Here is an 18,399-nt window from a genome sequence, read left to right as displayed (position 1 = left end):
GCACAAGACAGTCCACAAGAACGTCAGTGGGTGGCTGAGTCACACCTTGAACGAGGTGTTGCCATCATCACCGTGGGGTGGCGCGTCGTACGGTTGTCGCATGCGTCCTGTCACTGATCTGCAGCGAACCGTCGCGCCGTTCGAGGTCATCTCCGACTACACCCCGTCCGGCGATCAGCCGACGGCGATCGCGGACCTCACCGCCCGGGTCCAGGCCGGGGAGAAGGACGTCGTGCTGCTCGGTGCGACCGGTACCGGCAAGTCCGCGACCACGGCCTGGCTCATCGAGAAGCTGCAGCGCCCGACGCTGGTCATGGCGCCGAACAAGACGCTCGCGGCCCAGCTCGCGACGGAGTTCAAAGAGCTGCTGCCGAACAACGCGGTCGAGTACTTCGTCTCGTACTACGACTACTACCAGCCCGAGGCCTACATCGCCCAGACGGACACCTTCATCGAGAAGGACTCGTCGATCAACGACGAGGTCGAGCGGCTGCGGCACTCGGCGACGAGCTCGCTGCTGACCCGGCGGGACGTGATCGTGGTCGCGTCGGTGTCCTGCATCTACGGCCTGGGCACGCCGCAGGAGTACGTGGACCGGATGGTCCGGCTCTCGGTCGGCGACCACATCGTCCGGGACGACCTGCTGCGCAAGTTCGTCACGATGCAGTACAGCCGCAACGACATCGCGTTCACGCGCGGCACGTTCCGCGTGCGCGGCGACACGGTCGAGATCATCCCGGTGTACGAGGAGCTGGCGATCCGGATCGAGTTCTTCGGGGACGAGATCGAGGCGATCGCCACCCTGCACCCGCTCACGGGCGACGTCGTGCGCTCCGAGGAGCAGATGTTCATCTTCCCCGCGACCCACTACGTCGCCGGGCCGGAGCGGATGGAGAAGGCGATCGGGTCGATCGAGGCGGAGCTCGCGCTCCGGCTCGAGGAGCTCGAGCGCCAGGGCAAGCTGCTCGAGGCCCAGCGGCTGCGCATGCGCACCACCTACGACATCGAGATGATGCGGCAGATCGGGTCCTGCTCCGGGATCGAGAACTACTCCCGGCACATCGACGGGCGCGATCCCGGGACGGCGCCGCACACGCTGCTCGACTACTTCCCCGAGGACTTCCTGCTCGTCATCGACGAGTCGCACGTCACCGTGCCGCAGATCGGCGCGATGTACGAGGGGGACAGGTCGCGCAAGCGGAACCTCGTCGACTTCGGGTTCCGCCTGCCCAGCGCGATGGACAACCGCCCGCTGCGGTGGGACGAGTTCGTCGAGCGGGTCGGCCAGACGGTCTACCTGTCGGCGACGCCCGGCAACTACGAGCTGTCGATGGCCGACGGCACGGTCGAGCAGATCATCCGCCCGACCGGGCTGGTCGACCCGCAGATCGTGGTCAAGCCCACCGCCGGCCAGATCGACGACCTGCTCGAGGAGATCCGCGTGCGCGCGGACCGCAACGAGCGCGTGCTCGTCACGACCCTGACCAAGAAGATGTCGGAGGACCTCACCGACTACCTGCTCGAGAAGGGGGTGCGGGTGCGCTACCTGCACTCGGAGGTCGACACGCTGCGTCGGGTCGAGCTGTTGCGCGAGCTGCGCATGGGGCAGTTCGACGTCCTGGTGGGCATCAACCTCCTGCGTGAGGGGCTCGACCTGCCGGAGGTCTCTCTGGTGAGCATCCTCGATGCGGACAAGGAGGGCTTCCTGCGGTCGGGCACCTCGCTCATCCAGACGATCGGCCGCGCCGCCCGGAACGTCTCGGGCGAGGTGCACATGTACGCCGACAAGATCACGGCTGCCATGGAGAAGGCCATCGACGAGACGACGCGTCGGCGCGCGAAGCAGGTGGCCTACAACCTGGAGCACGGCATCGACCCGACGCCGCTGCGCAAGAAGATCGGCGACATCACCGACATGCTCAACCGGGAGGACGTCGACACCGCGGAGCTGCTCGCCGGCGGGTACCGCAAGGACCCCCGGGGCAGGGCCGCGGTGACCGGCCGGGGCGCCGCGCCGGTCGGGTCCCGGGTCGGCCTCGCGGGGATCGCCGCGGGGGAGCTGGCCGAGCTCATCCAGGAGCTCAGCGACCAGATGCACGCCGCCGCCGCCGAGCTCCAGTTCGAGCTGGCGGCCAGGCTGCGGGACGAGATCTCGGGGCTCAAGAAGGAGCTGCGGCAGATGCACGCCGCCACGGCCTGACCGTTACGGCCTGACCGTCGCGACGCCACCGGCGGGGCGGGCCCGAGCGTGAGGGCATCGAGCCGAGGGCATAGGGTGGGGCGTCGTTGGGGAGTACTCCCGCGCGGTGGCGTCGTCAGCACGGCCGACTGAGAGGTCGTCCCGGTGCCATCGGTCCAGGTCGTTCGCGACCGGGCGGAGGAGACCTTCGGTCCCCGTCAGTCTTCGCACCGGAGGTTTGCTTCGTGGATGTGTCCCCGCTCGTCTGGTTGGTCACGCTCGGCCTCGCCGTGACGCTGCTCGTGGTCGATGTCGTCGTCGTCGGGCGGCGCCCGCACGTGCCGTCGACCGCCGAGTGCCTGCGCTACCTGGGGCTGTACGTGGGTCTGGCCGTGGTCTTCGGACTCGGGGTCTGGGCGACGAGCGGCGGCCAGTACGCAGGGGAGTACTACGCCGGCTGGCTGACCGAGTACTCGCTGTCGGTCGACAACCTCTTCGTGTTCTTGCTGATCATGGCCAAGTTCGGCGTACCGCGACCGCTGCAGCAGTCCGCGTTGCTCGTCGGGATCATCCTCGCGCTCGTGTTCCGCGGGATCTTCATCGCGCTCGGCGCGGCCGCGATCTCGAACTTCTCCTGGGTGTTCTACCTGTTCGGCGCGTTCTTGATCTGGACGGCCATCAAGGTCGGCCGCGAGGGGGAGCTCGAGGACGACGAGTTCCACCCGCCGCTCGTGCTGCGCTGGCTGCAGCGGGTGCTGCCCTCGACCCCGGACTGGCACGGCGTGAACCTCACCGTCCGCGAAGGGGGCAAGCGTCTGGTGACGCCGATGCTCCTCGTCCTGGTGGCGCTCGGCGCGACCGACCTGCTGTTCGCGTTCGACTCGATCCCGGCGATCTTCGGGTTGACGAGCGAGCCGTACCTCATCCTGATGGCCAACATCTTCGCGCTGATGGGGCTGCGCCAGCTGTACTTCCTGCTCGGCGAGCTGCTGACCCGGCTCGTCTACCTCAACGTCGGGCTGGCCGTGCTGCTCGGCTTCATCGGGGTCAAGCTGCTGCTCAACGCGCTGCACGAGAACGAGCTCCCGTTCATCAACGGCGGGGAGCCGGTCGGGTGGGCGCCTCAGCTGTCCATCGGCGTCTCCCTCGGGATGATCGTGGTGACGCTCGCCCTCACCACGGTGTTCAGCCTGGCGAAGGTCCGTCGGGACGACCGGCGGGCCGCCCGCGCCGCCGTTCAGTCGGTCCAGGGCCCGTAGACCTGCACCCAGCCGCGGATCACGCGCGCGGCGATCAGGCCATCGTGGGCGAACGGGTCGGCGTCGAGCAGCTCGGCGGCCTCCTGATCGGAGGTCGCCGCGACGATGAGGAGCGCGCCGGGCGCGCCGTCGTCGTCGGCCAAGGGGCCCGAGGCCAGCAGGGCACCGGTGCCGTACAGGCCGGCCAGGAACGCGCGATGGGCGGGGCGGACCTCGTCCCGGCGGTCGGCGCGGTCGTCATAGGTGTACTGCACAGCGAAGGTGGTCATGGCGGCCATCCTGCCGCAGCCCGGGCCGCCGACCGTCCTCGACCCGTGCGGCCGGGCGGCTCAGAGCCCGGCGCGCCGGTTCGCGGACCGGGTGCGCTGCGCGCGGACCAGGGCGCGGATCACGGCGACCGGGAGCACGAGCACGACGAAGACCAGCGGCAGCCCGATCGCGCTGTCGATCAGCCACGCCGACAGGTTGAACCCGGCATAGCGGTTCGTCACGTCGACGGCGAACCCCACGAGCAGGACCGCCGTGAGCGTCATCGCCCACCAGAAGACCCAGTCGCGCCGCCAGGGCCGGGTGAACGGGAAGCCCGCTCCGGTCGCCGCGGGGATCGCGTCGGCGAGCGGTTCCTCGGCGGGCGGGCGCAGCTGCGACCCCACCGCGGTGAGCGCCCGCGACCAGCGCTCGCCCTGCCACCAGTGCTGCGGTCCGGTCTCGTCGGGGTCGAGGGCGGGACCAGGGGCGGATGTCACGGCGGTCTCCAAGCGGGTCGCGATGCGTCGGGCAACGAGCGTAGGCCAGCCCGCGACCGGCCGCGTTCACCAGCCTCGCGTTCACCAGCCGCGCGCACGCCACTCGGCGAGGTGCGGGCGCTCGGCCCCGACGGTCGTGTCGGCGCCGTGCCCCGGGTACACCCAGGTGGTGTCGTCGAACCGGGCGAACACGCGGGACTCCAGATCACCCAGGAGCTGCGCGAACTGCGCCGGACCGGCGGTCTTGCCCGGGCCGCCGGGGAACAGGGAGTCCCCGGTGAACAGGTGCACCCGGCCCGGCACGACGTCGTCGGCCGCGGGTGGCAAGGACGCTCCGTGCGTGGGCTCGCGGTAGGCGAGCGCGATCGACCCGGGGGTGTGCCCGCGCAGGGCGATCACCTCGAGGGTGAGGTGCCCGACGGCGATGGCGTCGCCGTGCCGCAGCCGGCGGTTGGTCGGGACCTCGATCCCGGCGGCGTCGTCGGCCCCGGCAGCGGTCAGCGCGCTCGTGATCGTGACGATCGACTCGAGCCCCTGGTGGTGATCGGCGTGCCGGTGGGTGGTCACGACCAGGTCGAGGCGCGCCCCCCGGGAGCCCTCGCGCACGAGATCGAGCAGCCGGTCGGGCTCGTCGGCGGCGTCGATGAGCAGCTGGGCACCGCTGGCCCGGCAGGTCAACAGGTAGGCGTTGTTGCTGAGGGGGCCGACCGCTGCCTTGCGCACGATCAGCTCGCTGAGCTCCCGGACGGCGGTCGGCCCGCCGCGAACGACCTCACCGGTGTAGGGCATGGGTGCTCTCCTGCCGTTCTGCGGTGGGCCGCGTCTCTCGGGCCGCGCGGCGCACCGCACAGTCATGGCTGTAGACCGCGCGCACCAGGGCGAGGTGCGACAGGGCCTGCGGGAAGTTTCCCACCATCCGCCCACCTGCGACGTCGTACTCCTCGGCGAGCAGGCCGACGTCGTTCACCAGCCCGACGAGCCGGGCCAGCAGGCGACCGGACTCCGTGACGTCACCCGATCGCGCCAGGGCGTCGGCGAGCCAGAAGCTGCACGCGAGGAACGGGTGCTCGCCGCCGGGCAGGCCGTCGGCGGCCAGCTCGGTCCGGTAGCGGTGGACGAGCCCGTCGTCGACCTCGAGCTCGGCCCGGATCGCGGCCACGGTGCCGACGAACCGCGGGTCGTCCGCGGGCAGGAAGCCGACCTGCGCGATCTGCAGCAGCGCCGCGTCCGTGTGGCGTGCGCCGTAGTACTGCACGAAGGTGCCCCGGTCGGCGTCGTACCCGTGGGCGAGCACGTCGGCGTGGATCTCGTCGCGGGCTGCCCGCCAGCGGGTGCTCGGACCGGTCAGCCCGTGGTGCTCGACCGCGAGGACCGCCCGGTCGAACGCGGCCCACGCCATCACCTTGGAGTGCGTGAAATGTCGCGCCTCGCCCCGGACCTCCCAGATCCCCCGGTCGGGTTCGCGCCACACCAGCTCGAGGTGGTTGACCAGGCGTCGCTGCAGCGCCCAGCTGTCCGCCGTGTCCTCGAGCCCCGCGTGCCGGGCCAGGTGCAGCGCACACATCACCTCGCCGAGCACGTCGTTCTGCAGCTGACCCACCGCGGCGTTCCCGATCCGGACCGGGCGCGACCCGGCGTAGCCGGGCAGGTGGTCGAGCGCACGCTCGGGCAGGTCCCGGCGGCCGTCCGCGCCGTACATGATCTGCAGGTCCTGGGGGCTCCCCGCGACGGCGCGCAGCAACCAGTCCCGCCAACCGGTCGCCTCCGCGCGGTACCCGAACTCGAGCAGCGCCTCGAGCGTCAGCGCGGCGTCCCGCAGCCAGCAGAACCGGTAGTCCCAGTTGCGCACGCCGCCCGGATCCTCGGGGAGCGACGTCGTCGGCGCCGCGACGATCCCGCCCGTCTGGTTGTCGGTGAGCATCCGCAGCACGAGGAGCGAGCGGACCACCGCGGCCCGGTGCGGCCCCTGGTACGCGCAGCTGCGCGCCCACCGGCTCCACTGGACGCGGGTGCGGTCGATCGCGTCGGCGATCGACCGCACCCGCGGGACGGGCTCCCACGACCGCGACCAGGTCGCGGAGAGCTCGACCCGTTCGCCGACCGACAGCTGGAACACGTCGCGATGACGGCGGTCGGCCGCGACCGGGAGCCGGTCGCCGCGCAGCAGCAGCGAGTCCGGGCCGGCGATCGCGCGGATGGCGCTGCGGCCGTCCGGGTCGGTGACCCGCCGCACCCACGGGACGAACGCGCCGTAGCCGAACCGGACGATCCACTCGTGCGCGACGGTCACCGTCCCGCGCACCACCTCGATCCGGCGCACGAGGTCGGCCCGCCCGTCCTCGACCGGCATCGCCTCGTGCACCACGGCGGTGCCCGACGGCGACTCGTAGGTCGTCACCAGCACGAACGAGTCGCCGTCGTACCGGCGGGTGACGCGGACGGCGTCGGGCACCGTGAGCAACCAGCGGCCGTGGTCCGGCCCGCCCAGCAGGGCCGCGAAGCACGCGGGGGAGTCGAAGCGGGGCAGGCAGAGCCAGTCGACCGAGCCGCGCCGGGAGACGAGCGCGGCCGTCCGGCCGTCGCCGAGGACCGCGTACTCCTCGATCGGGGTGGACGGGCGCCCCGGTGCGTGCCGGGCCGCGCGCGGCGGCAGATCCGGGGCGACGGGCGCGGGACGGGGCACGGTGCCAGTCTGCCGCTGGCGAGGCGCGGCGTCCCGGCGACCGCTCGTCTTCGAACAGGTGTACGGATCGAGGATTTCGCCGTAGCATGGTCGACGTGAACGACCGACTCGTAGTCCAGGGTGCTCGCGAGCACAACCTCCGCAACGTCGACCTTGATCTCCCGCGGGACAAGCTCATCGTCTTCACCGGTTTGTCGGGTTCGGGCAAGTCGTCCCTCGCGTTCGACACCATCTTCGCGGAGGGGCAGCGCCGGTACGTCGAGTCGCTGTCCGCGTACGCGCGCCAGTTCCTCGGGCAGATGGACAAGCCCGACGTCGACTTCATCGAGGGCCTGTCGCCGGCGGTCTCGATCGACCAGAAGTCGACCAACCGCAACCCGCGGTCGACCGTCGGCACGATCACCGAGGTGTACGACTACCTGCGGCTGCTGTTCGCACGTGCCGGGACCCAGTTCTGCCCGCAGTGCGGCGAGCAGGTCAGCAAGCAGACCCCCCAGCAGATCGTCGACCGGCTGCTCGAGCTGCCCGAGGGGGTGCGGTACCAGGTGCTCGCGCCCGTGGTGCGCGGCCGCAAGGGCGAGTACGCCGAGCTGTTCAAGGAGCTGCAGGCCAAGGGCTTCGCGCGGGCCCGGGTCGACGGCGTCGTCGTCCAGCTCACCGAGCCGCCCACGCTCGAGAAGAAGCTCAAGCACGACATCGAGGTGGTCATCGACCGGCTCGTGTCCAAGGAGGGCGTGCGCCGTCGGCTGACGGACTCCGTCGAGACCGCGCTCGGCCTGGCCGGCGGGCTGCTCGTCGTCGAGCTCGTCGACGCCGACGTGGACGACCCGGAGCGCGAGCGCCGGTTCTCCGAGCACCGGGCCTGCCCCAACGACCACCAGCTCGCGCTCGAGGAGATCGAGCCGCGCACGTTCTCGTTCAACGCTCCCTACGGCGCGTGCGCCGAGTGCACCGGGATCGGCAGCCGGCTCGAGGTCGACCCCGAGCTCGTCGTCCCGGACGAGGACCTGTCGCTGGCCGACGGCGCGGTCGCGCCCTGGGCGCAGATCTCCTCGGAGTACTTCGCGCGGGTGCTCTCCGCCCTGGCGAGCGACCTCGGCTTCTCGATGGACATGCCCTGGCGTGCGCTGCCGCAGCGCGCGAAGGACGCGGTGCTCTTCGGCGAGAACCACGAGGTCAAGGTCAAGTACAAGAACCGCTGGGGTCGCGAGCGGCAGTACTCGACCGGGTTCGAGGGCGTGATGACGTTCCTCGAGCGCCGGCACGGCGAGACCGAGTCGGACTGGAGCAAGGAGAAGTACGAGGCGTTCATGCGCCAGGTGCCGTGCCCGGCCTGCGGGGGTGCGCGGCTCAAGCCCGAGGTGCTCGCCGTCAAGGTCGGCGGCGCCTCGATCGCCGAGGTCTGCGCGTTGCCGCTGCGCGAGGCGCGGGACTTCCTCGACGCGCTCGAGCTCGGGGAGCGCGAGAAGGCCATCGCGGCCCAGGTGCTCAAGGAGATCCAGGCGCGGCTGGGCTTCCTGCTCGACGTCGGGCTCGACTACCTCTCGCTCGAGCGACCGGCCGGGACCCTGTCCGGTGGGGAGGCGCAGCGCATCCGGCTCGCCACCCAGATCGGCTCGGGCCTCGTCGGCGTGCTCTACGTGCTCGACGAGCCGAGCATCGGCCTGCACCAGCGGGACAACCGCCGGCTCATCGAGACGCTCACGCGCCTGCGTGACCTGGGCAACAGCCTGATCGTCGTCGAGCACGACGAGGACACCATCCGCTCGGCGGACTGGATCGTCGACATCGGCCCGGGGGCGGGCGAGCACGGTGGTCGGGTGGTGCACTCCGGCGACCTCGCGGGGCTGCTCGCAGCGCAGGACTCCGTCACGGGGGCCTACCTCTCCGGCCGCCGGTCGATCCCGATGCCCAGCGAGCGTCGGCCGATCGATCCGGACCGGATGCTCACGGTGGTCGGTGCGCGCGAGCACAACCTCACCGGGATCGACGTGTCCTTCCCGCTCGGCGCGCTGGTCGCGATCACCGGCGTCTCGGGCTCGGGCAAGTCGACCCTGGTCAACACGATCCTGTACACGGTGCTGGCCAACGAGCTCAACGGGGCGCGGCAGGTGGCCGGTCGGCACAAGCGCGTCACCGGCCTCGAGCACCTGGACAAGGTGGTGCACGTCGACCAGGGTCCGATCGGTCGCACGCCGCGGTCGAACCCGGCCACGTACACCGGCGTCTGGGACCACGTGCGCCGGCTGTTCGCCGAGACGACCGAGGCGAAGGTCCGCGGCTACGCGCCCGGCCGGTTCTCGTTCAACGTCAAGGGGGGACGCTGCGAGGCGTGCTCGGGCGACGGCACGCTGAAGATTGAGATGAACTTCCTGCCGGACGTGTACGTGCCGTGCGAGGTGTGCCACTCCGCGCGGTACAACCGCGAGACGCTCGAGGTGCACTTCAAGGGCAAGACCGTCGCCGACGTGCTCAACATGCCGATCGAGGAGGCCGCCGACTTCTTCGCCGCCGTCCCCGCGATCGCTCGGCACCTGCGCACGCTGGTCGACGTCGGCCTCGGGTACGTCCGGCTCGGCCAGCCTGCACCGACCCTCTCGGGCGGTGAGGCGCAGCGCGTGAAGCTCGCGGCCGAGCTGCAGAAGCGGTCCACCGGCCGGACGATCTACGTGCTCGACGAGCCGACCACCGGCCTGCACTTCGAGGACATCCGCAAGCTGCTCGGGGTGCTGCAGTCGCTGGTCGACAAGGGCAACAGCGTCCTGGTCATCGAGCACAACCTGGACGTGATCAAGAACGCCGACTGGGTCATCGACATGGGCCCCGAGGGTGGCAGCGGCGGCGGGATGGTCGTGGCCGAGGGCACCCCCGAGCACGTGGCCTCGGTGGCCGGCAGCTACACGGGCCAGTTCCTCGCTGCGACGCTCGCCGCGGGTCCGGCGGTCGCGCCCGCGAGCGTCCTGCTGGCCACGAGCGCGCTCGGCGCCGGCGGTCCGGCGAAGGTCACCGCACCGGCGAAGGCCGCGAAACGGAAGGCGCCGGCGCGCAGCGCCAAGGCCCGGGCCGCAGCCAAGGCGAGCTGACCGGGGTCGGCCCGCGGAGCCGGGTCAGTCCGCGGTGGTCAGCCGGGCGGGCTCGATCAGGACCGGGAAGTTGACCGACCGCGACACGAAGCAGTGCTCGTGCGCGAGCTCGTGCACGGCCGCGAGCCGGGCGTCGGTCACCGGGCGGGTCGAGGTCGGGTCGTCCGCCGCGGGCAGCCGCACCGTGACGCGCGGACGCAGCACGACGTTGATGAACTGGCCGGCACCCGCCGACTCGACCCGCATCGTGCCCACGGCCTCGTCCTCGTAGCCGACGACGACGACGCCGTCGCGCGCCGCGAGGTGGAGGAACCACAGCATGTGGCACTCGGACAACGACGCCACGAAGAGCTGCTCCGGGCTGTACCGCGCCGGGTCGCCCCGGAACGCGGGGTCGGCGGACCCCAGCAGCACCGGCCGACCGGGGATCGAGATGTCATGGTCCCGGCTGTAGGCCGTGTAGCTCGTGGTGCCGGTGTGGCCGGCCCCGGTCCAGGTGACGTCGACGGTGTACGTGTGGGTGGCGGTCATCTAGGAACGCTATCGGTGTGCGGCGGGCCGGGGCGAATGCCCTGCTTTGCCGGGCGTGCCGGGGTTGGTCCGCCGGGGCGGTGGGGGGTGACGGGGCTGTGGGGGCTGTCAGAAGGACGAACTACGCTCACCGACATGGCTGATCCCGCGACGTACCGCCCCGCCCCGGGGCAGGTGCCGGACTCACCGGGCGTGTACCGGTTCCGCGACGAGCACGGCCGCGTGATCTACGTGGGCAAGGCGAACAGCCTGCGCTCACGGCTGGCGAACTACTTCCAGGACCTGTCCGCGCTGCACCCGCGGACCCAGTCGATGGTGACGACCGCCGCCTCCGTCGAATGGACGGTCGTCGGCACCGAGGTCGAGGCGCTCTCGCTCGAGTACTCCTGGATCAAGGAGTTCGACCCGCGGTTCAACGTCAAGTACCGCGACGACAAGTCCTACCCGTACCTGGCGGTCACGCTCGCGGACAAGATCCCGCGCGTGCAGGTGATGCGCGGCGCCAAGCGGCCCGGCACCCGCTACTTCGGCCCGTTCGCGCACGCGTGGGCGATCCGCGAGACCGTCGACCTGCTGCTGCGGGTCTTCCCGGTGCGCACGTGCTCGGCCGGCGTCTACAAGCGCGCGAACCAGCAGGGCCGGCCCTGCCTGCTCGGCTACATCGACAAGTGCGCGGCGCCCTGCGTCGGCCGCATCAGCCCGGCCGACCACCACGCGCTGGCCGAGGACTTCTGCGCGTTCATGGCCGGTGACACCGCCAAGTTCATCCGGCGGCTGACCGAGCGCATGCAGGAGGCGGCAGCGATCCAGGACTACGAGCAGGCCGGCCGGCTCCGGGACGACATCGGGGCGCTCGAGCGGGCGACCGAGAAGAACGCCGTCGTGCTGCAGGACGGCACGGACGCCGACATCTTCGCGCTCGTGGGCGACGACCTCGAGGCCGCGGTGCAGGTGTTCCACGTGCGCGACGGCCGGATCCGGGGCCAGCGCGGCTGGATCGTGGAGAAGGTCGAGGACGTCACCGACGCCGAGCTCGTCGAGCACCTGCTGCAGCAGGTCTACGGCGCCGAGGAGCTGGCGTTCATCGGCTCGGGCTCGCGGTCCCGCGGCGAGCCGGCTCCTGCGGTCCGGGCCGCGGCGGGGGCCGTGCCGCGGGAGGTCCTCGTCCCGGTGCTGCCGCCCGACCCGGCCCAGGTCTCCGCCTGGCTCGCCGGGCTGCGCGGCAGCCGGGTCGACGTCCGGGTCCCGCAGCGCGGCGACAAGCGCGAGCTGGCCGAGACGGTGCGGCGCAACGCCGAGCACGCCCTCGCGCTGCACCGCACCAAGCGCGCCGGCGACCTGACCACGCGGAGCCAGGCGTTGCGCGAGATCCAAGAGGGGCTGGACCTGTCGACGGCGCCGTTGCGCATCGAGTGCTACGACATCTCGCACACGCAGGGCACCTACCAGATGGCCTCGATGGTCGTGTTCGAGGACGGGGTGGCGCGCAAGAGCGAGTACCGCACGTTCGCGCTCCGCGGGCCCGACGGCGACGGCGCGCGCGACGACACCGCCGCGATGCACGAGGTGATCACCCGCCGGTTCCGGCGTTACCTGGCGGAGCGCTCCCAGTCCGGCGACGTGGAGCTCGAGCTCGGCGTCGACGAGGACGCCCCACCCGGCGCGCCCAGGACCGCCGTCGGACCCGAGGGGCCCGGCAGCCTGGCCGTGCACGGCGCGGGGATCAGCGGCGAGGTCGGGGCCGAGGTCCCAGCCAAGCGGGCGCGGTTCGCCTACCCGCCGAACCTGGTGGTGGTGGACGGCGGCCTGCCTCAGGTCGCCGCGGCCGCCCGCGCCCTGGCCGAGCTCGGCATCGACGACGTCGCCCTGTGCGGGCTCGCCAAGCGCCTCGAGGAGGTCTGGATGCCGGGGGAGGACTACCCCGTCATCCTCGAACGCAGCTCGGAGGGGCTGTACCTGCTGCAGCGCGTCCGCGACGAGGCGCACCGGTTCGCCATCACCGCGCACCGCAAGCGCCGCGGCAAGGGGATGACGGTCTCCGTGCTCGACGACGTGCCCGGGCTCGGGCCCGCCCGGTCGAACGCGCTGCTCAAGCACTTCGGCTCGCTCAAGCGGCTGCGGATGGCCTCCGTCGAGGAGATCGCGTCCGTGCCGGGGATGGGGGAGCGGACCGCGGCCGCGGTCGTCGAGGCGCTGGCCGCGACGGCGCGCGCCGCGATCCCCGCGGTGGCGGCCGATGACGCAGTGGCAGCCGACAACGCGGTGGCGGCCGACGACGACGTGGCGGCCGACGACGACCCGCGGGCCGGGGCCGGCTCGGCGGACGTGACCGAGTCGGCCGCCCCCGACCCGGCGAGCCCGCGGGCGATGGGCGATCGGGCTGGCATGCTGGACGCATGACCGGCGAACCAGATCCGATCACCGTCCCCTTCGGCATTCCTGCTTTGGACGCGGCGACCCCCTCACCTCGGCTGAACGCCGCACAGGTGCTGATCATCACGGGCATGTCCGGTGCCGGGCGCACCAAGGCTGCCGCCGTGCTCCAGGACCTCGACTGGTACGTCGTGGACAACCTGCCGGCGCAGATGCTCGCACCGCTCATCGGGATGATGAACCGCGGCGCACCCGGCGTCGGGGTCCAGCGGCTCGCGGCCGTGGTCGACGCCCGGGGCGGTGAGTTCTTCGTGGACCTCGCGCAGGTGCTGGAGACGCTGCGCGAGCTGGGGATCGAGTACCGGATCCTGTTCCTCGATGCGTCCGACGCGGTTCTCGTGCGCCGCTACGAGCAGGTCCGTCGGCCGCACCCGCTGCAGGGCGCCGGGGGAGTGCTGGACGGGATCAGCGCGGAACGGGCGCTCCTGTCGGACCTGCGCGAGCGGGCCGACGTCATCATCGACACCTCTGAGCTCAACGTGCACGACCTGGCACGCGAGGTGCGCTCCGCCGTCGCGGGGACGGCCGACGACGTGCTGCGGATCAACATCATCTCGTTCGGCTTCAAGTACGGGATCCCGCTGGACGCGGACCACGTGGTCGACGTGCGGTTCCTCGCCAACCCGTACTGGGTCACGGAGCTGCGCCACCTGACCGGCCAGGACGCCCCGGTCCGGGACTACGTGCTGGGCCTGCCCGGGGCGCGCGTGTTCGTCGAGCGGTATGTCGCCGCGCTCGAGCCGGTGCTCGCGGGGTACCTCAAGGAAGAGAAGCGCTACGTCACGATCGCGGTCGGTTGCACGGGGGGCAAGCATCGGTCGGTCGCGATCAGCAACGCCATCGCGGGGGAGTTGCGCGCGCTCGGCCAGCAGGTGACGGTCGGCGCCCGCGACCTCGGTAAGGAGTAGCCGCGTGAGTGCTGCCCGCGCTGCGGGACCCGTCGTCGTCGCGCTCGGTGGCGGTCACGGGCTGGCGGCCACCCTCCGGGCGCTGCGGCTGATGTCGGACCACCTCACCGCGGTCGTCACGGTCGCGGACGACGGCGGCTCGTCCGGTCGGCTCCGCAACGAGCTCGGGGTGCTCCCGCCGGGCGACCTGCGGATGGCGCTGAGCGCGCTGTGCGACGACTCCGAGTGGGGTCGCACCTGGAGCGGGCTCCTGCAGCACCGGTTCACCTCCGCGGGCGGCCTCGACCAGCACGCGGTCGGGAACCTGCTCATCGTCGCGCTGTGGGAACAGCTCGGAGACACCGTCGCCGGCCTCGACTGGGTCGGTCGCCTGCTCAACGCGCAGGGCCGCGTGCTGCCGATGGCGGCCGTCCCGCTCGCGATCGAGGCCGACGTCGCCCGCCTGCTGCCGGGGCCGGACGGGCCGGTCCTGACCCGCCGCGTCGTGCACGGGCAGAGCGCGGTCGCGGTGGCGCAGGGGACGATCGAGCAGATCCGGATCGTGCCCGCGGACCCGCCGGCCTGCCCGGAGGCGATCGCCGCCATCAACGACGCCGACTGGGTGGTCCTGGGGCCGGGCTCCTGGTACACCTCGGTGCTGCCGCACCTGCTCGTGCCCGAGCTGGCGGCGGCGCTGCACGACACGCCCGCCCGGCGCTGCGTGACGCTGAACCTCTCCCCGGAGAAGGATCGCGAGACCGACGGCATGTCCGCGACCGCACACCTGCGGGTGCTCCACCAGCACGCACCCGACCTCCGGGTCGACGCCGTGATCGCCGATCCCCGCGCGGTCGAGGACGTCGCGCCGCTGGAGGCGGCCGCGGCCGAAATGGGCGCTCGCCTGCTGCTTCGTCAGGTCGGGACCGGTGACGGGACGGCCCGGCACGATCCGCTCCGGCTCGCGGCGGCATATCGCGATGTCTTCGACGACTTCCTCGGAGACGTCGGAACAGCGACACGGTAGATGGCAGGATGACGCCATGGCGCTGACGGCACAGGTGAAAGATGAGCTCGCTCGGCTCCACGTCGACAAGACCTCCTGCCGCAAGGCGGAGGTCTCGGCAACCCTGCGGTTCGCCGGCGGGCTGCACATCATCTCGGGCCGGATCGTCATCGAGGCCGAGCTCGACACCGGGGTGGCCGCACGCCGGCTGCGGCAGGCGATCGCGGAGGTCTACGGCCACAAGAGCGACGTCATCGTCGTGTCGGCCGGCGGCATCCGGCGTGGCAGCCGGTACGTGGTGCGCGTGGTCAAGGACGGCGAGTCGCTCGCGCGGCAGACCGGGCTGCTGGACAACCGGGGTCGACCCGTCCGCGGCCTGCCCCCGCAGGTGGTCTCCGGCGGCATCGGCGAGGCCGAGGCGGCCTGGCGAGGTGCGTTCCTCGCGCACGGTTCGCTCACCGAACCGGGCCGGTCCGCCTCGCTCGAGGTGACCTGCCCCGGACCGGAGGCCGCGCTCGCGCTCGTCGGCGCCGCTCGCCGGCTGGGGATCACCGCGAAGGCACGCGAGGTGCGCGGTGTCGACCGGGTCGTCATCCGGGACGGCGACGCGATCAGCGCGATGCTGGTCCGCCTCGGCGCGCACGACGCGATGATGGTCTGGGAGGAGCGCCGGATGCGCCGCGAGGTGCGCGGCACGGCGAACCGGCTGGCCAACTTCGACGACGCGAACCTGCGCCGGTCCGCCCGCGCGGCCGTCGCCGCCGGCGCACGGGTCGAACGGGCCTTCGAGATCCTCGGCGCCGAGCTGCCCGACCATCTGCGCGAGGCCGGCGAGCTCCGCCTGGCGCACAAGCACGCCTCGCTCGAGGAGCTGGGCAAGCTGGCCGAGCCCGCGCTCACCAAGGACGCCGTGGCCGGTCGGATCCGGCGGCTGCTGGCCACTGCGGACAAGCGCGCGGGCGAGCTGGGGATCGGCGACACGGAGTCCGGGCTCAGTCCCGACCAGCTCGATCTGTAGCGTCTGACCAGGTCAGACCCCGCGGCGTCACGTGCGGTGGCGGGCGCCGTCTCACGAGTGACGTTGGTCCCTGCTACCGGTGAGCCGGCGGTATAGGCTCGTTTCATCCGGTGAGCCACAGCGGGTCCGCAGGCGAGATCCCGCGGGGCATCGGAATCGCTTTCCAGTGTGTATTCATTTGTCATGGCAATCGTGTGCGCCGGCGATGGCCGGCGCTGAGGAGGCAACGTGACCATTCACGTCGGTATCAATGGCTTTGGCCGTATCGGCCGTAACTTCTTCCGGGCCATTCTGGCTTCCGGGGCGGACATCGAGATCGTGGGTGTCAACGACCTCACGGACGTCAAGACTCTCGCGATGCTCCTCAAGTACGACTCGATCCTCGGCAAGCTTCCCGCCGAGATCACGTTCGACGACTCGTCCATCACGGTGGACGGCAAGTCGTTCAAGGTCCTCGCCGAGCGCGACCCGGCGAACCTGCCCTGGGCCGCCCTGGGCGCCGACATCGTGATCGAGTCGACCGGGTTCTTCACGGACGCGACCAAGGCGAAGGCGCACATCACCGCCGGCGCCAAGAAGGTCATCATCTCGGCTCCGGCCAAGAACGAGGACGGCACGTTCGTCGTCGGTGTCAACCACACCGACTACGACGCAGCGACGCAGCACATCATCTCGAACGCGTCCTGCACCACGAACTGCCTCGCCCCGATGGCCATGGTCCTCGACCAGACGGTCGGCATCGTCAGCGGTCTCATGACGACGATCCACGCCTACACGGGTGACCAGAACCTGCAGGACGGCCCCCACAAGGACCTCCGCCGTGCCCGCGCCGCCGCGATCAACATCGTGCCGACGTCGACCGGTGCCGCCAAGGCTGTCGCGCTCGTGCTCCCGCAGCTCAAGGGCAAGCTCGACGGTTACGCGCTGCGCGTTCCGACCCCGACCGGCTCGGCGACGGACCTCACGTTCATCGCTTCGCGCGAGACCACCGCCGAGGAGATCAACGCGGCCATCAAGGCGGCGTCCGAGACCCCCGGCCTCAAGGGCATCCTTGAGTACACCGAGGACCCGATCGTCTCCACGGACATCGTGACCAACCCGGCCTCGTCGATCTTCGACGCCGGCCTCACCAAGGTCATCGGCAACCAGGTCAAGGTCGTCTCCTGGTACGACAACGAGTGGGGCTACTCCAACTCGCTCGTCAAGCTGACCACGTACGTCGGCGAGCGGCTCTGACGCAGCCTGATCTGAGCAGCTGACATGCGTCCGCGTGCTTCGCACCACCCTCGGGTCGCGCGAAGCACGCGGACGCTGTTGCGTCCCGACCCCCATTGCGAACCTCGGAGTGCGATATGAAGACCATTGACGACCTCGGCGACCTGCGCGGCAAGCGCGTGCTGGTCCGCTGCGACCTGAACGTCCCCCTCGACGGAACGACGATCACCGACGACGGGCGCGTCCGCGCGGCCGTCCCGACGCTCAAGAAGCTGATCGACGCCGGTGCGAAGGTCGTCGTGGCCGCGCACCTCGGTCGCCCGAAGGGTGCCCCGGAGGCGAAGTACTCCCTCGCCCCCGTCGCCGCGCGCCTGGGCGAGCTGCTCGGTGCCGACGTGCACCTCGCGGCCGACACCATCGGTGAGTCCGCCACGGCCACGGTCGGCGCCCTCGCCGACGGCCAGGTGGCGCTGCTCGAGAACATCCGGTTCGACCCGCGCGAGACGTCCAAGGACGACGCCGCACGCGCGGCCCTCGCCGACGACCTCGCCACGCTCGCGGACTTCTACGTGTCCGACGGCTTCGGCGTCGTGCACCGCAAGCAGGCGTCGGTCTACGACATCGCCCTGAAGCTCCCGTCCGCCGTCGGCGGGCTCGTGCTGAAGGAGGTCGAGGCGCTGCGCAAGGCGACCGAGAACACCGAGCGCCCGTACGTCGTCGTCCTCGGCGGCTCGAAGGTCTCCGACAAGCTCGGCGTCATCGCGAACCTGCTGGGCAAGGCCGACCGGCTGCTCATCGGCGGCGGCATGGCGTACACGTTCCTCGCCGCCCAGGGCTACACCGTGGGCAAGTCGCTGCTCGAGCAGGACCAGGTCGAGACCGTCAAGGGTTACCTCGCCCTGGCCGCCGAGCGCGGCGTCGAGATCGTCCTGCCGTCCGACACGGTCGTCGCCGACGGCTTCGCGCCCGACTCGCCGCACGACGTCGTGCCCTCGACCCAGATCCCGGACGAGCGCATGGGCCTGGATATCGGTCCGGACTCGATCGCGCTGTTCCGCAGCAAGCTGCTCGATGCCAAGACGATCGTCTGGAACGGCCCGATGGGCGTGTTCGAGTTCGAGGCGTTCTCCGCCGGCACGCGCGGCCTCGCGCAGGCCATGGTGGACGCGGGCGAGCAGGGCGCGTTCTCGATCGTCGGCGGTGGTGACTCGGCCGCGGCCGTGCGGCTGCTCGGCTTCGACGAGAGCAAGTTCGGGCACATCTCCACCGGTGGCGGCGCGAGCCTCGAGTTCCTCGAGGGCAAGACGCTGCCCGGGATCGCCGTCCTCGACGCCTGATCCACCTCATCCGACCACTCATCAC

The 18,399-nt window shown here is 71.4% G+C and carries 14 protein-coding genes; 9 read left to right on the top strand and 5 right to left on the bottom strand.

Annotation, left to right across the window (positions count from 1 at the left end; genetic code table 11):
* Positions 1-100 precede the first annotated feature (100 nt).
* A complete protein-coding gene (uvrB, locus tag EUA98_RS11535; RefSeq protein ID WP_130102831.1) occupies positions 101-2,200 on the top strand; it encodes an excinuclease ABC subunit UvrB in 2,100 nt (699 codons plus the stop codon).
* Between the two features lie 224 nt (positions 2,201-2,424).
* A complete protein-coding gene (locus EUA98_RS11530; protein ID WP_130102830.1) occupies positions 2,425-3,438 on the top strand; it encodes a TerC/Alx family metal homeostasis membrane protein in 1,014 nt (337 codons plus the stop codon).
* Here the strand turns inward: EUA98_RS11530 and EUA98_RS11525 are convergent.
* The 4 genes from EUA98_RS11525 to EUA98_RS11510 all read right to left on the bottom strand — a co-directional run bounded on the left by EUA98_RS11525 (position 3,417) and on the right by EUA98_RS11510 (position 6,867).
* Positions 3,417-3,707: a YciI family protein gene (locus tag EUA98_RS11525; RefSeq protein WP_130102829.1), complete on the bottom strand. Its 291-nt coding sequence runs from the start codon at positions 3,705-3,707 to the stop codon at positions 3,417-3,419. The two genes, EUA98_RS11530 and EUA98_RS11525, sit on opposite strands and share 22 nt — an antisense overlap.
* Positions 3,708-3,767: 60 nt before the next feature.
* Positions 3,768-4,184, bottom strand: coding sequence for a hypothetical protein (locus EUA98_RS11520; protein WP_130102828.1), 417 nt, complete (start codon positions 4,182-4,184; stop codon positions 3,768-3,770).
* A gap of 81 nt (positions 4,185-4,265) precedes the next feature.
* On the bottom strand, positions 4,266-4,973 hold the full coding sequence (locus tag EUA98_RS11515) for an MBL fold metallo-hydrolase (protein ID WP_130102827.1): 708 nt from the start codon (positions 4,971-4,973) through the stop codon (positions 4,266-4,268).
* On the bottom strand, positions 4,957-6,867 hold the full coding sequence (locus tag EUA98_RS11510; protein ID WP_434063494.1) for a glycoside hydrolase family 15 protein: 1,911 nt from the start codon (positions 6,865-6,867) through the stop codon (positions 4,957-4,959). The genes EUA98_RS11515 and EUA98_RS11510 overlap by 17 nt, the downstream gene beginning before the upstream one ends.
* A gap of 95 nt (positions 6,868-6,962) precedes the next feature.
* Between EUA98_RS11510 and uvrA the strand changes: the two genes are divergently transcribed.
* The gene (gene uvrA, locus EUA98_RS11505) at positions 6,963-9,950 is read left to right on the top strand and encodes an excinuclease ABC subunit UvrA (protein ID WP_242511406.1); all 2,988 of its coding nucleotides are present in this window, start codon (positions 6,963-6,965) and stop codon (positions 9,948-9,950) included.
* A 24-nt stretch (positions 9,951-9,974) separates the two neighbouring features.
* On the opposite strand, the gene EUA98_RS11500 is transcribed toward uvrA, so the two are convergent.
* A complete protein-coding gene (locus tag EUA98_RS11500; protein ID WP_130102825.1) occupies positions 9,975-10,481 on the bottom strand; it encodes an OsmC family protein in 507 nt (168 codons plus the stop codon).
* Positions 10,482-10,616: 135 nt separating this feature from the next.
* Here EUA98_RS11500 and uvrC point away from each other — a divergent pair, with 135 nt between their 5' ends.
* The 6 genes from uvrC (at position 10,617) to EUA98_RS11470 (ending at position 18,374) form a co-directional block, all read left to right on the top strand.
* On the top strand, positions 10,617-12,881 hold the full coding sequence (uvrC, locus tag EUA98_RS11495; RefSeq protein WP_130102824.1) for an excinuclease ABC subunit UvrC: 2,265 nt from the start codon (positions 10,617-10,619) through the stop codon (positions 12,879-12,881).
* On the top strand, positions 12,878-13,822 hold the full coding sequence (gene rapZ, locus EUA98_RS11490) for an RNase adapter RapZ (protein WP_130102823.1): 945 nt from the start codon (positions 12,878-12,880) through the stop codon (positions 13,820-13,822). Before uvrC ends, rapZ begins: the two co-directional genes overlap by 4 nt.
* 4 nt (positions 13,823-13,826) lie before the next feature.
* Positions 13,827-14,825: a gluconeogenesis factor YvcK family protein gene (locus EUA98_RS11485; RefSeq protein ID WP_130102822.1), complete on the top strand. Its 999-nt coding sequence runs from the start codon at positions 13,827-13,829 to the stop codon at positions 14,823-14,825.
* A 16-nt stretch (positions 14,826-14,841) separates the two neighbouring features.
* On the top strand, positions 14,842-15,822 hold the full coding sequence (gene whiA, locus EUA98_RS11480; protein WP_130102821.1) for a DNA-binding protein WhiA: 981 nt from the start codon (positions 14,842-14,844) through the stop codon (positions 15,820-15,822).
* A gap of 228 nt (positions 15,823-16,050) precedes the next feature.
* Complete coding sequence (gene gap / locus EUA98_RS11475) at positions 16,051-17,058, top strand: type I glyceraldehyde-3-phosphate dehydrogenase (RefSeq protein ID WP_130102820.1); 1,008 nt, start codon at positions 16,051-16,053, stop codon at positions 17,056-17,058.
* Positions 17,059-17,174: 116 nt separating this feature from the next.
* A complete protein-coding gene (locus EUA98_RS11470; RefSeq protein ID WP_130102819.1) occupies positions 17,175-18,374 on the top strand; it encodes a phosphoglycerate kinase in 1,200 nt (399 codons plus the stop codon).
* Positions 18,375-18,399: the final 25 nt, after the last annotated feature.

The organism is Pengzhenrongella frigida (assembly GCF_004168625.1).
GTDB lineage: Bacteria > Actinomycetota > Actinomycetes > Actinomycetales > Cellulomonadaceae > Pengzhenrongella > Pengzhenrongella frigida.
This window is presented reverse-complemented; position numbering and strand designations above follow the sequence as displayed.

Bases quoted from the DNA above. Each gene is read 5' to 3' on its own strand.
- uvrB (WP_130102831.1), top strand. From the start codon at position 101: ATGCGTCCTGTCACTGATCTGCAGCGAACCGTCGCGCCGTTCGAGGTC.
- EUA98_RS11525 (WP_130102829.1), bottom strand. From the start codon at position 3,707: ATGACCACCTTCGCTGTGCAGTACACCTATGACGACCGCGCCGACCGC.
- EUA98_RS11515 (WP_130102827.1), bottom strand. From the start codon at position 4,973: ATGCCCTACACCGGTGAGGTCGTTCGCGGCGGGCCGACCGCCGTCCGG.
- EUA98_RS11500 (WP_130102825.1), bottom strand. From the start codon at position 10,481: ATGACCGCCACCCACACGTACACCGTCGACGTCACCTGGACCGGGGCC.
- uvrC (WP_130102824.1), top strand. From the start codon at position 10,617: ATGGCTGATCCCGCGACGTACCGCCCCGCCCCGGGGCAGGTGCCGGAC.
- rapZ (WP_130102823.1), top strand. From the start codon at position 12,878: ATGACCGGCGAACCAGATCCGATCACCGTCCCCTTCGGCATTCCTGCT.
- whiA (WP_130102821.1), top strand. From the start codon at position 14,842: ATGGCGCTGACGGCACAGGTGAAAGATGAGCTCGCTCGGCTCCACGTC.
- EUA98_RS11470 (WP_130102819.1), top strand. From the start codon at position 17,175: ATGAAGACCATTGACGACCTCGGCGACCTGCGCGGCAAGCGCGTGCTG.